The organism is Pseudomonas marginalis, assembly GCF_001645105.1.
In the GTDB taxonomy this organism is placed as follows: Bacteria; Pseudomonadota; Gammaproteobacteria; order Pseudomonadales; family Pseudomonadaceae; genus Aquipseudomonas; species Aquipseudomonas petroselini.
The window spans coordinates 233,753-251,857 of record NZ_LKEG01000053.1 but is presented as its reverse complement, the minus strand read 5'-3'; the positions used below and the strand labels follow the sequence as shown (position 1 = coordinate 251,857).

Here is an 18,105-nt window from a genome sequence, read left to right as displayed (position 1 = left end):
CGCGATATGTTCTTCCGTGGCTTACAGGTACTCGACGTTACCGTCGACGCTGATCGCCTGGCCGGTCACATTGCGTGCGGCGGGCGAACAGAGGAACAAGGCCATGGCTGCCACGTCTTCGGCGGTGACCATGCGCTTGAGGGAAATCTTGTTGAGGTATTCCTGGCGCATCTCGGCTTCGGGCACGCCGACCTGTTCGGCACGCGCGCGGATCACACCGTCCATGCGCGGGCCTTCGACGATGCCGGGCAGCAAGGCGTTGACGCGGATATCGCTCTCGCCCAGCTCCGACGCCAGGGATTTCATCAAACCGACAATCGCCCATTTGGTCGCCGCATACGGCGTGCGCCACGCGTAGCCCAATCGCCCCGCCACCGAGGCGATATGCAGCAGGTGGCCGTGGGATGATTCCTTGAGCATCGGCACCGCGTGGTGGGCAAACCGGTACTGCGCAGTGAGATTGATGTTGATGGTGGCTTGCCACTCGGCGTCGCTGATCGCATCGATGCCGCCGGTAGGCCCGGCGATCCCGGCGTTGTTGACCAGCACATCAAGGCCGCCGAAATGCTCGCGCTGTACCTTGAACACCGCCTCGATCTGCGCGGCATCACTGACGTCGGCGCGGGTGGCGACGGTGCCCGGGTATTTGTCGCGAAACGCGGCCAGGGCTGGCTCACTCACATCACACACATGCACCTGGGCACCGGCTTCCAGATACGCCGCCGCCAGCACTTCACCGATGCCGGCAGCCCCGCCGGAAATCAATACACGTAACCCAGGATAGGGCTGCAGCCGCTGTAGGACACTCATGCTCGTTTACCTCCTGAAGCAGACGACCGCGAACGGTCGCTCTTGACGAGCAGGCGCGCCAGGGAATCGGCGGCCTGCATGATGTCATCGGTCACCGCCGCGCGTGCACCGGCGCCATCACGGGCAGCCAGGGCCTCGACAATGCGCGTGTGCGCCTCCATCGAGCGTTGCAGGTGAGCTTTATCCGGGGCGACCAGCGCAAAGCACGGGCCCATGTGCAGCCAGAAGTTTTCCACGGCGGCCATGGTCAACTCGGCCTGGGCCACGGCGTAGATACGCCGGTGAAAGGCAAAGTTGGTCCACAGGTAGCGCGACACGTCGACTTCGTCGGCGGCGTGCTGCATTTGCTGGCACAGGTCGGTGATTTCATCGAGGTCGGCCTTTTGCAGGAGCAGCACGGCTTTTTCCGCCAGCAGCCCTTCAAGGGCGACCCGCGCATCACGAATTTCGCGCAGGCGTTCGACCGTCATAAGGCGTACACGCAGACGGGACGTTTCGGTGACTTCAAAGGCGTTTTCGGCGCTGAGGCGTTGCAGGGCTTCGCGCACCGGCATCGGGCTGGAACCGAGGGCTTCGGCGAGGCCGCGAATGGTGAGTTTCTGGCCGGGCTGGAAACGGCCACTCATCAATGCTTCGCGGATCTGGCGATAGACCTGGTCTTGCAAGGTATCGCGGGACACCTGGCGCAGGGTGGGCAGGAGGAGCGGACCATCTGTCATGAGGCAAAACCTGTGTTGTCGTTCTTATGGCCTCAATATGTGATCACAAATCAAATATGTCAAATAGTTTCCCAACTGCAAATCGCAGGCAAAAACAGCTGATGAATTTTCGACTGCACTGCCGATTGATAGCCAACGGACATCAATCCATCCAAATTTGTCACTTATCATTTCTAAATGTGTCAGCCACTATTCCAGGTCTTAAGCGAAACAAGCACTTTAAAAAGAACGCTGGAGACACAAAACCATGACTAGCCCTACACGGCCCGACTCTGCCCGCTCGAAAGTTGGTGCGGTATTCCGCGTTACTTCGGGCAATTTCCTCGAACAGTTCGACTTCTTTCTGTTCGGTTTCTACGCCACCTACATCGCTGCCGCGTTCTTCCCCTCCGCTAATGAGTTTGCATCATTAATGATGACCTTCGCCGTGTTCGGCGCGGGCTTCCTGATGCGGCCGTTGGGCGCGATTATTTTGGGTGCCTACATCGATGACGTCGGTCGCCGCAAAGGGCTGATCGTGACGCTGTCGATCATGGCCAGCGGCACGCTGCTGATCGTGCTGGTGCCCGGTTATCACACCATTGGCTTGTGGGCGCCCTTGCTGGTGCTGCTGGGCCGCCTGCTGCAGGGTTTCTCGGCCGGCGCGGAATTGGGCGGCGTGTCGGTGTACCTGTCTGAAATGGCGACACCGGGCCGCAAAGGTTTCTACACCAGCTGGCAATCGGGCAGCCAACAGATCTCTATCGTGGTCGCCGCCGCGCTGGGTTATGGCCTGAACGTATGGATGGAGCCGGCGGTGGTAGCCGATTGGGGCTGGCGTATTCCGTTCGCCATCGGCTGCGTGATCATCCCGTTCATTTTCATCCTGCGTCGCAGCCTGCAGGAGACCGAAGAGTTCGCCAACCGCAAGCATCGCCCGACCATGCGCGAAGTGCTGGCAACCCTGGCGAAAAACTGGACGGTGGTGATTGGCGGCATGTTGATGGTGGCCATGACCACCACTGCGTTCTACCTGATCACCGTGTACGCGCCGACCTTCGGCAAGACCGTGCTGCAACTGAGCACTTCCGATGCCCTGCTGGTGACGTTGCTGGTGGCCGTGTCGAACTTTGTCTGGCTGCCGATCGGCGGTACGTTGAGCGACCGTTTTGGCCGCAAGCCGGTACTGATCGCCATGACCGTGCTGACCGTTCTCACCGCTTATCCAGCGCTGTCCTACGTGGTGAATTCGCCAAGCTTCGCCCATATGCTGGAAACCCTGCTGTGGTTCTCCTTCCTCTACGGCATGTACAACGGCGCAATGATCCCGGCGCTGACCGAAATCATGCCGGTGGAAGTGCGCGTGGCGGGCTTCTCCCTGGCCTACAGCCTGGCAACGGCGATCTTCGGCGGCTTTACCCCGGCGATTTCCACCTGGTTCATCCACATCACCGAAGACAAGGCCTCGCCGGCCTACTGGCTGATGTTCGCCGCGCTGTGCGCCCTGTGTTCGACCCTGGCGCTGTATCGCCGCGCCAATGCCCGTGGGCAAGTCATGCAGGGGGCCGCGTGATGAAGCCACTGCTCAAGACCCTGACGGCCCTGGCCCTCGGCGCCCTGGCGCTGACGGCCCAGGCCGAACAGCTCAAGGTGATGACCTCCGGCGGCTTCACTGCCGCGTATAAATTGCTCGGCCCGCAGTACGCCAAGCAAAGCGGCGACAGCCTGGACACCATCCTCGGCCCGTCGATGGGCAAGGCGCCGGAAGCGATTCCCAACCGCCTGGCCCGTGGCGAACACGCCGACGTGGTGATCATGGTCGGCTACGCCCTGGATGAGTTGATCAAGCAAGGCAAGGTCGACCCGGCCTCCCGTGTGGAACTGGCGGACTCGCGGATCGGCCTGGTGGTGAAGGCCGGCGTGCCAAAGCCTGCCATCGGGACTGACGCCGAACTGAAAGCCGTGCTGAGTCAAGCCAAATCCGTGGCGTACTCGGACAGCGCCAGCGGTGTGTATGTCGAGAAGGAGCTGTTCAAGAAGCTCGGCATGCCCGCCAAGGGCACCATGATCGAACGCCTCCCGGTGGCCGAACAGGTCGCCAAGGGAGACTACGAAGTGGGCTTGCAGCAGGTGGCGGAATTATTGCCGGTGCCGGGTGTGACCTATGTCGGCAAGATCCCGGAGGACGTGCAATCGGTGACGCGCTTTGCGGCGGGGATTCCGGTCAACGCCGAGCACCCGACGCGGGCCAAGGCGCTGCTGCATTACCTGGCGTCGCCCGAGGCGCAACCGGTGGTGCAATCCACCGGCCTGGACTCGGTGTCACGCTGAGCGAAACGGCATCTCGCGCACTAACCGCTCCAACTCCAGCGCCGCCGGTGGCAATGTCCGCCCGCGGCGTTTGATCAAGCCCACATTGCGCATCACCTGCGGCTCCACCAACGGCACACTCACCAGAATCGGGTGTTCCAGCGCCGGCATCGCAATCGACGGCACCATCGCCACGCCCAGCCCGGCCTCCACCAGCCCGATCATCGTGGTCACGTGGTGCGTCTCGCAGATACTCGGCTTTTTCACACGCACGCCGCGCAAGGCCTGGTCCAGCAGGAAGCGGTTGCCGGAAGTTTTGTCGACGGTGATGTAGTCGTGCTCATAGGCTTCGGTCCAGGTCACGCTGTCGCGCTGGGCCAGCGGGTGGTCGCGGCGACAGGCCAGCACATAGCGCTCCTGCAACAGCAGTTCGAACTCCACTTCATCGGCCAGGCTACCGCTGAAACTCACGCCAAAATCCGCCTCGCCACTCTCCACCGCATTGCACACCTCACCCGCACTGGCATCCAGCACCCGTAGGCGAATCTTCGGATACAGCTTGTGGAATTCGGAGATCACGTGGGGCATGAAGTAATACGCGGTGGACGGCACACAGGCGATGGTCACATTGCCCATGCGCGTGGACGCGACGTTGCTGATGCCCATCAACGCCACATCAAGATCGTCGAGCATGCGTTCGACCTGGGGCAGGAATGCGCGGCCGACCATGGTCAGGCTGACCCGCCGGGTGGTGCGTTCGAACAGTTTTACGTCGAGGGCGGTTTCGAGCTTTTCGATCCGCCGGCTCAGGGCCGGTTGCGAGATGCGGATGGCCTCGGCGGCGCCTCGGAAACTGCCCTTGTCTACCACGGCGCGGAAGGCCTGGAGGTCGTTGAGGTCGAAGTTGATGATCACGGGAGGGAAGCCAGAGTGGTCGGGGTGGTGGGCATTATCGTATGGGAGCCGGTGGGGCGCCATGTATGGCAGAACGGTTTGCGGTAATAACCCTACTACAAATATGAAGTCATACATATCAGTAGGTTATTGGCCGTCTGCGGACACGCAATCGTCGAAATGGGTCAATACTTGCGGCCTGACCTACACAACGGAAGACGTAGCCCCCCATGGAAACCCATCAGTTCTGGACAGACGACGAGACGCCGGATATCGGCATCGATCAGTTGCTTCTTGCATCACGCCAATGGTCAAGCAGGATTGAATCCTACTCGCCCTCGGCGGACTTTCCTCAAGGACGGCGTCGTCACCGAACTGTTCAGAGGTGAGAACGTGCAGGGCTTGTGGGATGACGGCGACGACCTCTACGCCATTGAAGACCGCAAGCCCTTCGCGCGATTGTTGCGCTATCGCTGGAGCGACCAGAGCCTGACAGTGCTGCGCGACCGGGTCCAGGAAGGCGAGTCCATCGTGCGTTGCACGGATGGGCGCATGCTCTATACCGAGAAGAAAAAAGGCGTGGTGCGCGAACTCACCCAGGACGGCAGCGACCCGGTGGCCGAAGGTGGAAGAGATCGGGTGTTGGAACTGATGTCCGATTCACTCACGCCGTCACCTTAGTCCCGCTACAGCTGAAAACGCGCCACCGCCTCGTTCAGCGCGACGGCCAACTGCGCCAGCTCTCGGCTCGATCCATTGATCTGCCCGGCGCCGGACGAGGACTGAGCAGACAAGTCACGGATATTGACGATGTTGCGGTCAACTTCCTTGGCCACCTGCGCCTGCTCCTCGGCGGCGCTGGCAATAACCAGGTTGCGCTGGTGGATCTGGTCGATGGAGTCGGTGATCTGGCTCAATGCACCACCTGCGCCCTCAGCCAACGCCAAGGTATCGGTGGCACGCTGGGTACTCGACTGCATTGATGTGAGTGCATGGTCAGACCCCGTGCGCATCGCGGTCACCATCTGATCGATTTCCAGGGTTGATTGCTGGGTACGGTGTGCCAATGCGCGCACTTCATCAGCCACGACCGCAAAGCCACGCCCGGATTCGCCGGCCCGCGCAGCCTCAATGGCAGCATTGAGGGCCAGCAGGTTGGTCTGTTCGGCAATGGAGCGAATCACGTCGAGTACCTTGCCGATATCGCGCGATTGCTCGGCGAGGTTCTGCACCAGCGTCGACGTTTCACCGATGTTAGAGCTCAGGGCCTGGATGGCGTTGACGGTTTCGCCGACACGATGCTGGCCTTCGCGCGCCGTTTCATTGGAGAGGCGAGTGGACTCAGAGGTGGAAACGGCATTGCGCGCCACCTCATCCGCCGCCGAGGTCATCTCGTTCACGGCGGTGGCGGCCTGTTCAATTTCAGCGGTCTGCTTTTGCAGGCTGCGGCTGCTTTGATCCGTGATGCCATTCAGGTCGGTGGCGGATGACGCCATCTGTTCCGCCGACTGGCGGATCAGTTGCAGGGTTCCGCGCAGGTTGGACTGCATGGTCTTGAGCGCCACGAGCAAGCGGGTTACTTCGTCGTCGCCGGTCACGTCTACCGTTTGAGTCAGGTCACCGTGGGCCACGTTTTCGGCGGCCCGCACCGCATGGCTCAGCGGACCGACGATGCTGCGAGTCAACAACCACGCCAGCGCCACCGTACTCAAGGCGGCCAGCAGCACGAAGCCAACCACCATGGTGCGCGAACGGCTGTATTGCGACTCGGCCTCCTGGCCCTGCTGATTGACCTGCGCGTTGTAGTAGTCAGCCAGGGCATTGAGTTGCGCACCCGAACCATCGACCACGGTTTTCATGTCCACCAGCAGCAACTTGTTAAGCTCGGCGCCCTGCTGCTTGTCGGCGAGGACGAAGGACTGTGCCAGACCTTGCTGGTACAGGCGCAGCGACACCTGAAACTGGTCATAGAGCGAGCGCACTTCAGGGGTGTCGATGACCGCATCGAGCTCGGCCAGCCTTTTCGTCAGGTCCTGGCTACGGGTGTCCATCTGGCTGCGGTACTGCGCAAGGCTGGCGGGGTTCGGGTCCAGCGCCATGCGCAAAGAGATCGTACGAATGCGCAGCATGATTTCGCGGATGTCCGCCACCAGCCGCATCTTGGGCACCAGCCCGCTTTCAACCTGCACCGCACTGGCGCGGATGCTTGCCATGTTCGACAGCGCAAAAAAACCCAGTAGGGCCACCAGCAAAGCAATTAAGGCGAAACCCAGACCCGCACGGCGGGCGATGGACAGGCTGCGAAGGGACATTTTCAGGGGACTCTCTTATTGGGGATACGATGTCGTATAAGAGCGTTTCGGCCTGCCGGGGCAGGACTTTAGCGATGCGGATGAAAGTGATACTTAATATTTCTGCTGCTGGGAAAAAGGAGAAAAATACAGCTACGAAAAAGCCCGTAACCTCTTCGACCACGGGCTCCTTTTAGCGACCGGAGGTGACTCAGCTTCCGCGCTCTTTGTTGGATTGTGAAAGGACCGAGGCGGCAAGCGTTTTGGTGGTTTCGTTGTAGTGATTGGCGCCGAGTACCCTCCCGGCTTTCGCCTCCATTTCTGCACCCGTCTGCTTGTCGTGGTCTTTCTGGGCTAGCGCTGAAGCCGCGAGGCTTTTGGCGAGGGCTGAGGAGGCTGGGCTGTTGAGCGTTTGGGCCGCCAACGTCGCGACCTTGTCGGAGGTTTCTTTCGTATTCTTGCTCATGATGCAATTCCTTTGCAGTTGTGGGCACTCCATCTCGAGCGCCACCACAAAGTAAAGCGTTGCCCGGGGTATCGCAACGCGCTGCCTGTAGGCAACGTTTTGGAAGCATGTGCGAAAGGTGTACCGGTCATGTAGTGCGTGCTAGAGCGTCGCATCGATTGCACTGATGATTACTATCGAACGGAGCGCCTGCTCGATTTTCAAGACGGGTTCCTATAATCCCTTCCCTATTCCCTCCCCTTTCGCCTGGCTTCAGGCGACGTTAACCCTGGAACCCAACACTATGCCAAGTGCCAGCCAGGCCCCTAGCGGCCTTCCCGAACATAATCAACAAAGTCTCAAGCAGCAGTGGCTGGCGATTCTCTCGGTCGCCGTGGGCGCCTTCGCCTTGGTGACCAGTGAGTTTCTCCCGGTGGGCGTACTCAATGACGTCGCCAGCGACCTCGGCATCAGCGCCGGCCACGCCGGGTTGATGGTGACCTTGCCGGGCATCATGGCCGCCCTCGCCGCGCCCTTGCTGTCTGTGAGCATTGGCGCCATGGACCGTCGTTACCTGCTGATCGGCCTGACGCTGATCATGATCATCGCCAACTCGGTCGTGGCCTTCGCCAGCGACTTCAGCCTGCTGCTGTTCGGCCGTGTATTGCTGGGCATCAGCATCGGCGGTTTCTGGGCCACGGCCATCGCCCTCAGCGGCCGCCTGGCGCCCAAGGGCGTGGATGTTGCAAAGGCCACTTCGATCATCATGATGGGCGTGACCCTGGCCACCGTACTGGGCGTGCCCGTCGGCACCTGGCTCAGTGGCCTGATGGGCTGGCGCATGACCTTCCTGGTCACCGCGCTGGTGGGCGTACCGGTGCTGCTGGCGCAGGTCTTCCTCCTCCCCCGACTCACCCCGGAAAAAGCGATTCGCGTCAGTGACCTGCCGGCCTTGTTTATCAACCCGCAAGCGCGTGTCGGGTTGATCGCTGTCTTGCTGATCGGCCTGGCGCACTTTGCCGCGTACACCTATGTCGCACCGTTCTTCAAATACAGCTCCGGCTTCGACGGACCGACCATTGGCTCGCTGTTGCTGCTCTTTGGCGTGGCCGGGGTATTCGGTAATATTTTTGCCGGTTTCGCCGCCAACCGCAGCGTACGTCACACCCTGCTGTTGGTTGCGCTGATGATCGGCACCAGCACCGCCCTGTTCCCCTACTTCGCCACCGGCATGACCGGCGCAGCGATGCTGATCGGGCTATGGGGCTTCGCCTTTGGCGCCTTCCCGGCGTGCGCCAGTATCTGGATGTTTGTCGTAGCGCCGAAAGATGTGGAGCGCGGCATGCCGCTGTTTGTCGCCCTGTTCCAAGTGATCATTGCCTTGGGCTCGTTCTTTGGCGGGCGTATCGTCGACCAACTGGGCAGCGCGGTGCTGTTGAGCCTGGCCACGGCGCTGGTGGGTGCAGGTTTTGTGACCGTGCTGGTGCTGGGGCGGAAGGTCAGTAATAGCTTGGCGGCTCAACCCGCCTGACCGAGCCACAGAAACGAAAAAGCCCCGTAGCTGAATAAGTTACGGGGCTTTTTCGTTTCTGGGGTCCGATGAGAGCGCGCAACCTCTGACCATTCATGGCATTCCATGGCCCCCGATGTTCAGATCAACCTGCAAATGCAGTTGTTAGCTGGCAGCACATTGCTCAATGAGTTTATCTGCCTGGATCTTGGCTTTAGCTGCCGTGCTCACCCCTGTTCCATTTTCCGGGTTCATGGTCTTATCACGCAGATGGGCATCGTAGTAGCCCGGCAGCCCTTCAGGCATCAACGCCTTGCTGTAGCGCTGAAACTCAATGCATTCCGCCGTGCGTTCACAATGCTGCTTAGCCTGTGACGAAGCGATACAGCTATCGGCTCGGACCTTTAGCTGGTTCATCTCTGTTTCGACCGATTGCGCAAATGCTGGCGTGGCAACCAGCGAAAACAACAACCCCAACACGTTCTTCATAGAGCACCTGCTTGATGAGTGAGAGGTCGAATGTAATGACTTCCAATTAGAGCTTTTACTCAATGCGGTGCATTTGAATACACCGGCGTGGGGTATGAGGAACATCATGTGTCGGTGAGGCTCACTATTAGCCCATCGCCACCTATGACATTTGCTATGTGATATTGAGCACGGTAGCATTCAAACTAAAGTTGATTTTAAATGCGAGCATACTGTGTATATAAAATACTACTTCCAAAACTTGATAATCTCGGTAGGAATTTTCATTCTATTCTTTACCAATTGGTTTGGTGGGGAAGCATTCGTAGAAAGGACAAACCCCATTTTTTTAACGCTGGGCGTATGCAGTACTTTTTTATTCCCTTTTTCGCGGATGATCATCGAAAAAACTGCGCTTCGCTTCACAACGCCAGAATTCTGGACTACCGGCTTATTTACTGAGTCACCTGGGAAAAATGGCCTATATGCTATCTTTTATGTAGCCTGTGCGATCCTAGCAGTTCCCATTTTTGGTATTTATCTAATGTATATGGCATTAAAAAAAGCGGCCTAAAAATTCCACTTTCTCCCTTCTCTTTTAAGGCAGCATTGCATCAAGCGCATCGTTAAAATTCTTCACGTGCGCGCCATCAATATAAGCACTGACAAGTGCCATAGTTAGCGCAAAAGCTACGATACCAATCGGTGACTCCTCATGCTTAACACAATTTATTGTCCATATACTGCTACAGAGATTGACGTAAACAGTTCAAGCGCCGAGCACATAATTCCATTGTCACTAGGAGGATCAAACGATTTCACGATTCCGGTTGGTAAGGAATACAACTCTAAGATTGGCTCCGATATCGACGGCGATTTAGCGAATGACTTCTTAGTGTTGTTTCGCCGGCGCAACTTTGATGCTCGGGGCCATAGCGACAAGAAACCTAAAGTCATTTTAAAAAATCCAACATGGGGGAAGACAACCGCCCGGCACAAGTTGAATTTTCTGAAAACGGTGGACTGCTAGTTTATGACTCCGTACAATGCAGAGAACTTTAAAAGCACGAAATATCTGGTAAAAATCTTAACAGTCAGTTCAAATTATCCAGATTCGGGAGGATAAAGTTTGCTGCTAAGGCTGCCTTATCTGGTGGATACTTCGCGTTTGGAGAGTGGTTCAGAAAAAATGTAAATCACGAAGAACTCAGAGCACTTATGGAGTTCAATCCCAAATCTAAAAAAGATGATTTTTTCTGAATTCGAACTAAAAGTGTACGACGAGTTTACGCCAGTAGATGAACAGGATTCAGAACAATATGCACTGGATAAATTATTCTGCGAGATTGTGCACGGATCGTGTGTCTTTTTTATTCCTGGTCCAAAAAATCTAGGCATAGTTGTGGGAATCCTCGGCCAGTACGTTGCAACTCTAAATGTTCCTGCAAACACAAGCGATTTCCCATTCACAGAACTTAATGATCTTGGGCACGCAATAGTTATAGAGTCAGGCCACGCAAAGCGCATATCCTATCGGGGTTTAGCGAAAATGGCATTTGAACGCATGCCAACCACGAGCTGACCAATGCAGGACGCTAGTGATACGCTCTCCAAATTTATCCACAATGTAAAAAGCGCCCAAGGCTTCAAGCGTCTTGGTGCCCCCTACCGACTTACTTGAATGGTCGTCCACGGTTCTAGCGTGGCTCTGGAACCTCTCGGTGTTGCCAATCGTCTCCACTTCCGGCTCGATCGCCTTGTCCAGGATCTTGCCGTCAGTCTGGCGCAGCCAATTGCCGTTCGCGTCGATACGCTGCTGACAGGCTTCACTGTGCTGCCTTACCTGATCACCCTTCGGCACGCTCGGCATGCTCAACCAGTGGGGCAGGATCGTCTGGATATTGGGCTTGTGTGGCAGGCCATAGGCGAAGCACACCCCTAGCCATGGCTTAGCTTGAAGATGCGTACGACGCCGCTCAAGGAGAATGACGGTCGAAGTGCTTGGGGTTGTCGCGAATAAGGCCAATCGACGTAGAGAGGGGAAACAAGGAGCGCTAAAGGAGATGTATTTTACTTAGAATCTTTACGTAGAATCCTGAAATGCAAAAAGCCCCGAGACCTTGATCTACGGGGCTTTTCTAAGTATGGCGGAGAGATAGGGATTCGAACCCTAGGTACCGGTGAAGGTACAACGGATTTCGAATCCGTCCCATTCGGCCACTCTGGCATCTCTCCAACGGCGCGCATCATAACAGCGTGGATCAGGAAAGCAAAGCGCCGAAGCGAATTTTTTCCGTGCTATCAGATGCTTGCGTCGATTACAGCGGTACGCCGAGACGATTGGCGACTTCTTCGTAGGCTTCGATAACGTCACCGAGGCCCTGGCGGAAGCGGTCTTTGTCCATCTTCTTCTTGGTGTCTTTGTCCCACAGGCGGCAGCCGTCCGGGCTGAATTCGTCACCCAGGACGATAGAGCCGTCGTGGAACACGCCGAATTCGAGCTTGAAGTCCACCAGCAGCAGGCCTGCGTCGTCGAACAGTTTGCTCAGTACGTCGTTGACCTTGAGGGACAACTCCTTCATGCGCGCCAGTTGCTCAGCGGTGCCCCAGCCGAATGCCACGACGTGGGATTCGTTGATGAACGGGTCGCCCTTGGCGTCGTCCTTCAGGAACAGTTCGAAGGTGTAGGGATTGAGCTTGAGGCCCTCTTCTACGCCCAAACGCTTGACCAGGCTGCCGGCGGCGTAGTTACGCACGACGCATTCAACCGGGATCATGTCGAGCTTCTTGACCAGGCACTCGTTGTCGCCCAGCAGTTTGTCGAATTGGGTCGGAATGCCGGCCGCTTCGAGCTTCTGCATGATGAAGGCGTTGAACTTGTTGTTCACCATGCCTTTGCGATCAAGTTGTTCGATGCGCTTGCCGTCGAACGCCGAGGTGTCGTTGCGAAACAGCAGGATAAGGCGGTTGGCGTCGTCGGTCTTGTACACCGACTTGGCTTTGCCGCGGTAGAGTTCTTCACGTTTTTCCATGATGGGCTCCGCTTGCTAAATGGTGGGCTAGGCGATGTGTCGCCAGTCGAGCCCTGAATCTTGATCGGCCAGTTGCAGCCAGTCCGGGTCGCACCCGAGGGTGTCGACAAAACATTGCCGGGCCAGCTGCGGCAGGTTGTTCTTGCTGCTCAGGTGGGCCAGGACCAAGTGTTGCAAGTCTTGCCAGCCCAACTCATACACCAGGTACGCCGCCTGGTGGTTGTTCAAGTGTCCCAGTTCGCCACCCACCCGCTGCTTGAGAAAGTAGGGGTAATGACCGCGAGCCAGCAGGTCTCGGCAGTGGTTGGACTCGATCATCAAGGCATCGAGGTTCCGGTAACCGTCCAGCACCTTGGCGCAGTAGGAGCCCAGGTCGGTGAGCACGCCGAAGCGCCGCTCACCGTCACTGAAGACATACTGCGTCGGTTCCTGGGCATCGTGCGCCACGGCAATCACATCGATGCTCAGGGCACCGATTTGCAGCTGCTCGCCACCGGCCAGGAAACCTGCGGGTTCAATGGGTTTGCGCATCCCGCGCAAGGTACCGCGACTGAGGTACACCGGAAGATTGTAGCGCCGAGACAGCAAACCCACGCCATGCACGTGGTCGGCATGTTCGTGGGTCACCAGAATCGCACTCAGTTGCGCGGGGTGAACCCCCAGGCGCAACAGGCGCCGCTCGGTTTCCTTTAACGAGAAACCACAATCCACCAGCACGTACGTGTCGTCGTGGGCGACCAGCGTACCGTTCCCTTGGCTACCGCTGCCGAGAACGGCAAAACGCACCGGATCAGCCCAGGTTGTCTTGAATCACGCCCAACACTTTGCGCGCTGTTTCAGCGGGCGCAACGGTATTGATGTTCTTCTCGACGGTAACCTGCACGCTTTCGCCAACCTTGCTCAAACGAACCTGGTAACGCTCGGCGCGAGTCTCGATTTCTTCCTTGGTCGGCTTACTGCCGAACAGCTTGCCGAAGAAACCGGGCTCTTCATCTTTACGCTCGGCCTTTTCAGCCACGTTGATGTAGTACAGGCCGAGGCTGCGGTTGATGTCTTCTACGCGCCAAGGGCCCTGCTCCAACGCGCGGCCGACACTGGCCCAGGCGCGATCGAGGTCTTCACCCAGGTTCAGCACCACGTTGCCGCTGCCGTCTTCGGTGAGGCTGACGCGGCTCGGGGTGTCGTAATCACGGGCGGCGAGCAGGGACACGGAGCCGCCCTTCTCGGAGATACGGCTCATGCTGGCCAGCATTTCATCGACCAGCGCCGAGTCGACGCCGGTGTTGACCGAGCGGTTGGTGAAATCAACGTTGGCGGTGCTGCCGGCAGGACGCTCGGCGCTGACCACGTAGACTTCACTGGTATTACGCTGCACACCTGGCTCGATGCGCACACGCACACGGGCTTCGCTGTCGGCGGCTACACCACCGGCCTGCAGGCGCTTGGCCATGGTGGCGGACAGTTCGCTGCCCTGCTGCCATGCCGTGGTGAATTCACCGGTCTGCGGGCGCTGCTCGTCGATACGGAAACCGTTGTCCTGGAAGAACTGCACCGCCACTGGCCAGACTTCGGCAGGTGGACGCTGAGCCACGATCCAGCGGGAGTCGCCGCTCTTCTGCAGGCTGTAGTCGCTGGCATCCGCCACGGCCGAGATCGGCTGTGGACGTGGCACCACGTATTCACCTTTGGTGGTGTCGTCGGCGACGTTGCGCGGGATCGGCAGCAACGGGTCAAGGCGCTTGGCGACGTTGACGCCCGGCGGCAATTCCATCGGTTTGGTGGGTTGTGCTTCCAGGTAATCGCTGCCGCGGTCACGGAAGTAGCCTTCCGGGCCCCAGATCCAACCGCAGCCACTGGTGCTGGAGATAATCAAGGCAAGTGCGGAAAGTCCGGCCAATCGCTTCATGCGTAGTGCTTCCTCAATTAAACCAGGACGCCGGACTGGCGCAGGGCCTGTCGCAGCGGTTCGTGACAGGCTTCGCTGAGACGGGTGAGCGGCAGACGGATACCGTCCGGCATCATGCCCATTTCAGTCAGCGCCCACTTCACGGGGATAGGGTTGGATTCGATAAACAGTGTCTTGTTGAGCGGCATCAGCTTCTCGTGGATCGCGCGGGCGGTCACGGCGTCGCCGGCAATGGCGGCGGCGCACATGTCGCTCATGGCACGCGGGGCCACGTTGGCGGTCACGGAGATGTTGCCTTTACCGCCCAGCAGGATCAGCTCGACCGCGGTGGCGTCGTCACCGGAATACACCAGGAAATCGCTGCTCACGCCGGCCAGGATGTCCTTGGCGCGCTGCAGGTCGCCGGTGGCTTCCTTGATACCGATGATGTTCGGCACGGTGGACAGGCGGATCACGGTCTCGGCCTTCATGTCGCACGCGGTGCGACCCGGCACGTTATAGAGGATCTGCGGGATAGCGACCGCTTCGGCAATGGCGCGGAAGTGCTGGTACAAGCCTTCCTGGGTCGGCTTGTTGTAGTACGGGGTCACCAGCAGGCAGGCATCGGCGCCGGCCTTCTTGGCGTTTTTGGTCAGCTCGATCGCTTCACGCGTCGAGTTGGCGCCCGTACCAGCGATCACGGCGATACGGCCCGCGACACGCTTGACCACGAATTCGATCACCTGGATGTGTTCTTCCACATCGAGGGTGGCCGATTCACCGGTGGTGCCGACCGCCACGATGGCGTTGGTGCCTTCTTGCAGGTGGAAGTCCACCAGTTTGCCCAGGCTGTCCCAGTCGAGAAGACCTTGTGCATCCATGGGTGTGACCAGTGCCACCATACTGCCCGCAATCATGCAACCGCTCCTGCCGGAAAAAGAGAGCCGTAATGGTACTGGCGCCAAGATGCTTGTACAAGCGAAGTACCGCGTGAGGATGCGTTCTGGCGCAACTAAACGACGGGCAATGCCATCATTGGACAAAAGCATGCTCTGACGCACGATGAAATCAGACCGATCACGCAATGAAAACGCCACCTCCTATCCCTTGGCGGCGGTTTTCGCTACCCTTCATGCTTTGATCGATACAGCCCTCACGGTATCGACCGCTCATCGTTTTAGGAAGGCTGCATGTCCACCCCCACAGTTCGCGAACAATTCCTTGTTATCAGTGCCCTCGGCGCCAACCCCATGGAGCTGACCAACGTCCTGTGCCGCGCCAGCCATGAAAACCGCTGCGCCGTCGTGACCTCCCGCCTGACCCGCCATGGCGAGTGCAGCGCGCTGGTCCTGCAGATCTCCGGCACCTGGGATGCCCTGGCGCGCCTGGAGACGGGCCTGCCGGGCCTGGCCAAGAAGCATGATTTCACCGTCAATGTGGTACGAAGTGCTGCCCTGGAGAATCGTCCCCAGGCCCTGCCTTATGTCGCCTATGTCAGTTCCGCCTATCGCTCGGACATCGTCAACGAGTTGTGCCAGTTCTTCATCGACCACAACGTCGAACTGGAGAACCTGACCTGCGACACCTACCTGGCCCCGCAAACCGGCGGCACCATGTTGAACGCCACGTTTACCGTGACCTTGCCGGCTGGCGTGCAGATCAGCTGGCTGCGCGACCAGTTCCTGGATTTCGCCGATGCCCTGAACCTCGACGCCTTGATCGAGCCATGGCGCCCACAGAACCCAATGTAAGGAAGTTTTTCATGACGGTAGTCATCGACAAACCTGTAGCCGATTTCGAAGCCCAGGCCACCAGCGGCCAGACCTTCAGCCTCGCAGCGCTCAAGGGCAAGCAAGTGGTGATCTACTTCTATCCGAAGGACAGCACGCCGGGTTGCACCACCGAGGGCCAAGGCTTTCGCGACCAGTACGCAGCCTTCAAGGCGGCCAACACCGAAGTGTTCGGCGTGTCGCGCGACAGCGTGAAGTCCCACGAGAACTTCAAGGGCAAGCAGGAATTCCCCTTCGAGCTGATCAGCGACAAGGATGAAGCGGTTTGCCAGCTGTTTGATGTGATCAAGTTGAAGAAGCTGTACGGCAAGGAATACTTGGGTGTGGACCGCAGCACCTTTCTGATCGACAGCGAAGGTGTGCTGCGTCAGGAATGGCGCGGCGTGAAGGTGCCAGGCCATGTGGATGCCGTATTGGCGGCAGCACAGGCTTTAAACAAGGCCTGAAACGCGGGCTTGTAGTGAGCGGGCTTGCCCCGCGCTGGGCTGCGCAGCAGCCCTGAAACCTGCAATCGCGTTTTACCTGAAAGACCGCGGCGGCTGTATTGGGGCTGCTTCGCAGCCCGGCGCGGGGCAAGCCCGCTCACTACATTCGTGCCGTTACAACAGCGGCGCTACTACCGGCTCTTGCCGTGGCCATGCATCCAGCACCGCCTTGAACAGTGTTGCCAGCGGGATCGCAAAAAACACGCCCCAGAACCCCCACAGCCCACCAAACAACAGCACTGCGCAGATGATCGCCACTGGGTGCAGGTTGACCGCCTCAGAGAACAGCAGCGGTACCAGCACGTTGCCATCCAGCGTCTGGATGATCCCGTATACCGCCATCAGGTAGATGAACTGATCGCTCCACCCCCACTGGAAAAGGGCGATCAGGGTCACGGGCACGGTCACCACCACGGCGCCGACGTACGGTACCACCACTGAAATGCCGACCAGCAATGCCAGCAAGGCCGCGTAGTTCAGGTCCAGGGCGATAAACGCGATGTAGGTCACGCCCCCGCAGATGATGATCTCAATAACCTTGCCACGGATGTAGTTGGCGATCTGCCGGTTCATCTCTTCGGCCACGCGTGTGATCAGCGCGCGTTCGCGGGGCAGATAGCCACGCACCCAGCGACCGATCATGGCGCGGTCCTTGAGGAAGAAGAACACCAGGATCGGCACCAGCACCAGGTAGATCATGATGTTGACCAGCAGCGGCAGGCTGGACAAGGAAAAGGTCAGCGCCCACTGGCCGAATTTCCCGATCTCGCCGCGCGCCACTTCGATGGCTTGCAACACCTGCTCGTCCGACACCAGATGCGGGTAGCGCTCCGGCAACAGCAACAACAGCGATTGCCACTTGGCGAGCATGCCCGGCAATTCATTGAACAGCGTGATCAGCTGATGCCATAACAACGGCAATACCACCACGATAAACACCACCAACAGGCCCATGAACAAGGCAAAGACCAGCCCCACCGCAGCACCGCCCGGCAAGCGCAAGCGCTCCAGCGTGGTCACAAGACCCTGCATCAGGTAAGCCAGCACCATCCCCGCCAATACGGGCGCCAGCATGCCGCCCAAGGTGAGCACGGCCGTAAAGGCCAGAAACAGCAGGACCGCCAGCACCACGGCCTCCTCATCGGAGAAGTAGCGCTGAATCCAGTCTCGTAACACTTTGAACATCAATCAACCTCGGGTGGTGGGGGCAAACGGTTCAGGCCTTGCGCAACCAATAGCGGTACACACCGGCGGCGTCTTCTTCATGCAGCAGGGTGTGGCCGGCCAGTTTGGCAAAGGTTCGAAAGTCGCGCTGGGAGCCAGCGTCCGTGGCGATCACCTTGAGCACTGCGCCACTGGCCAAACGATTGAGTTCCAGCTTGGCCTTGAGCAAGGGCAACGGGCAATTGAGGCCGCTGGCATCGAGTTCGGCATCAAAGGCTACAGCGTCGGTCATGTTTTTACTCCGGGCACGCATTTGGGTTGCT

The 18,105-nt window shown here is 58.7% G+C and carries 18 protein-coding genes, 1 tRNA gene and 3 pseudogenes; 7 read left to right on the top strand and 15 right to left on the bottom strand.

The features are described from left to right. Window positions 1–21: 21 nt before the first annotated feature. Window positions 22–810: an SDR family oxidoreductase gene (locus AO064_RS26060; protein WP_012722787.1), complete on the bottom strand. Its 789-nt coding sequence runs from the start codon at window positions 808–810 to the stop codon at window positions 22–24. Then, complete coding sequence (locus tag AO064_RS26055) at window positions 807–1,529, bottom strand: GntR family transcriptional regulator (RefSeq protein ID WP_012722786.1); 723 nt, start codon at window positions 1,527–1,529, stop codon at window positions 807–809. The genes AO064_RS26060 and AO064_RS26055 overlap by 4 nt, the downstream gene beginning before the upstream one ends. A gap of 247 nt (window positions 1,530–1,776) precedes the next feature. Here AO064_RS26055 and tcuC point away from each other — a divergent pair, with 247 nt between their 5' ends. Together tcuC and AO064_RS26045 are read left to right on the top strand one after the other, a co-directional pair. After that, on the top strand, window positions 1,777–3,081 hold the full coding sequence (tcuC, locus tag AO064_RS26050; protein WP_064055062.1) for an MFS transporter: 1,305 nt from the start codon (window positions 1,777–1,779) through the stop codon (window positions 3,079–3,081). After that, the gene (locus AO064_RS26045) at window positions 3,081–3,839 is read left to right on the top strand and encodes a substrate-binding domain-containing protein (RefSeq protein ID WP_064055061.1); all 759 of its coding nucleotides are present in this window, start codon (window positions 3,081–3,083) and stop codon (window positions 3,837–3,839) included. Before tcuC ends, AO064_RS26045 begins: the two co-directional genes overlap by 1 nt. On the opposite strand, the gene AO064_RS26040 is transcribed toward AO064_RS26045, so the two are convergent. Further along, complete coding sequence (locus AO064_RS26040; protein WP_064055060.1) at window positions 3,831–4,733, bottom strand: LysR family transcriptional regulator; 903 nt, start codon at window positions 4,731–4,733, stop codon at window positions 3,831–3,833. The two genes, AO064_RS26045 and AO064_RS26040, sit on opposite strands and share 9 nt — an antisense overlap. Before the next feature lie 324 nt (window positions 4,734–5,057). On the opposite strand from AO064_RS26040, the pseudogene AO064_RS26035 reads away from it, so the two are divergent. Then, a pseudogene (locus AO064_RS26035) lies at window positions 5,058–5,372 on the top strand (hypothetical protein); the annotation flags it as partial. A 26-nt stretch (window positions 5,373–5,398) separates the two neighbouring features. Here AO064_RS26035 and AO064_RS31930 read toward each other — a convergent pair. The 3 genes and pseudogenes from AO064_RS31930 to AO064_RS26025 all read right to left on the bottom strand — a co-directional run bounded on the left by AO064_RS31930 (window position 5,399) and on the right by AO064_RS26025 (window position 7,469). Next, window positions 5,399–6,208, bottom strand: coding sequence for a methyl-accepting chemotaxis protein (locus AO064_RS31930; protein WP_370636466.1), 810 nt, complete (start codon window positions 6,206–6,208; stop codon window positions 5,399–5,401). Window positions 6,209–6,256: 48 nt separating this feature from the next. Continuing rightward, window positions 6,257–7,024, bottom strand: a pseudogene (locus AO064_RS31925) (MCP four helix bundle domain-containing protein); the annotation flags it as partial. Window positions 7,025–7,214: 190 nt separating this feature from the next. Further along, window positions 7,215–7,469, bottom strand: a complete 255-nt coding sequence (locus AO064_RS26025) for a hypothetical protein (protein WP_012722780.1) — start codon at window positions 7,467–7,469, stop codon at window positions 7,215–7,217. 283 nt (window positions 7,470–7,752) lie between these two features. On the opposite strand from AO064_RS26025, the gene AO064_RS26020 reads away from it, so the two are divergent. Then, window positions 7,753–8,979 (top strand): MFS transporter, encoded by a 1,227-nt coding sequence (locus tag AO064_RS26020; RefSeq protein ID WP_046034531.1) that lies wholly within the window; start codon window positions 7,753–7,755, stop codon window positions 8,977–8,979. A gap of 144 nt (window positions 8,980–9,123) precedes the next feature. Here AO064_RS26020 and AO064_RS26015 read toward each other — a convergent pair whose 3' ends face one another. After that, entirely contained in the window at window positions 9,124–9,447 is a 324-nt protein-coding gene (locus tag AO064_RS26015) for a hypothetical protein (RefSeq protein ID WP_064055058.1), read from the bottom strand. Window positions 9,448–9,661: 214 nt separating this feature from the next. On the opposite strand from AO064_RS26015, the gene AO064_RS31920 reads away from it, so the two are divergent. Then, window positions 9,662–10,000, top strand: a complete 339-nt coding sequence (locus AO064_RS31920; protein ID WP_156521578.1) for a colicin E1 family microcin immunity protein — start codon at window positions 9,662–9,664, stop codon at window positions 9,998–10,000. 1,047 nt (window positions 10,001–11,047) lie between these two features. Here AO064_RS31920 and AO064_RS26010 read toward each other — a convergent pair. From AO064_RS26010 to dapA, 6 genes and pseudogenes are all read right to left on the bottom strand, one after another. Then, window positions 11,048–11,362 (bottom strand): annotated as a pseudogene (locus tag AO064_RS26010) (hypothetical protein); the annotation flags it as partial. A 209-nt stretch (window positions 11,363–11,571) separates the two neighbouring features. Then, window positions 11,572–11,661, bottom strand: a tRNA-Ser gene (locus AO064_RS26005). Window positions 11,662–11,744: 83 nt separating this feature from the next. Next, window positions 11,745–12,458 (bottom strand): phosphoribosylaminoimidazolesuccinocarboxamide synthase, encoded by a 714-nt coding sequence (purC, locus tag AO064_RS26000; RefSeq protein WP_010212191.1) that lies wholly within the window; start codon window positions 12,456–12,458, stop codon window positions 11,745–11,747. 27 nt (window positions 12,459–12,485) lie between these two features. Beyond that, entirely contained in the window at window positions 12,486–13,244 is a 759-nt protein-coding gene (locus AO064_RS25995; protein ID WP_012722776.1) for an MBL fold metallo-hydrolase, read from the bottom strand. A gap of 4 nt (window positions 13,245–13,248) precedes the next feature. Next, window positions 13,249–14,364: an outer membrane protein assembly factor BamC gene (gene bamC / locus AO064_RS25990; RefSeq protein WP_012722775.1), complete on the bottom strand. Its 1,116-nt coding sequence runs from the start codon at window positions 14,362–14,364 to the stop codon at window positions 13,249–13,251. Window positions 14,365–14,381: 17 nt separating this feature from the next. After that, the gene (gene dapA, locus AO064_RS25985; RefSeq protein ID WP_064055056.1) at window positions 14,382–15,260 is read right to left on the bottom strand and encodes a 4-hydroxy-tetrahydrodipicolinate synthase; all 879 of its coding nucleotides are present in this window, start codon (window positions 15,258–15,260) and stop codon (window positions 14,382–14,384) included. Between the two features lie 273 nt (window positions 15,261–15,533). Between dapA and AO064_RS25980 the strand changes: the two genes are divergently transcribed. Further along, entirely contained in the window at window positions 15,534–16,094 is a 561-nt protein-coding gene (locus AO064_RS25980; protein WP_012722773.1) for a glycine cleavage system transcriptional repressor, read from the top strand. An 11-nt stretch (window positions 16,095–16,105) separates the two neighbouring features. After that, a complete protein-coding gene (locus AO064_RS25975; protein ID WP_012722772.1) occupies window positions 16,106–16,579 on the top strand; it encodes a peroxiredoxin in 474 nt (157 codons plus the stop codon). 153 nt (window positions 16,580–16,732) lie between these two features. On the opposite strand, the gene AO064_RS25970 is transcribed toward AO064_RS25975, so the two are convergent. After that, complete coding sequence (locus AO064_RS25970; RefSeq protein ID WP_053136801.1) at window positions 16,733–17,803, bottom strand: AI-2E family transporter; 1,071 nt, start codon at window positions 17,801–17,803, stop codon at window positions 16,733–16,735. A gap of 31 nt (window positions 17,804–17,834) precedes the next feature. Then, complete coding sequence (locus tag AO064_RS25965; protein ID WP_010212198.1) at window positions 17,835–18,074, bottom strand: sulfurtransferase TusA family protein; 240 nt, start codon at window positions 18,072–18,074, stop codon at window positions 17,835–17,837. Window positions 18,075–18,105: the final 31 nt, after the last annotated feature.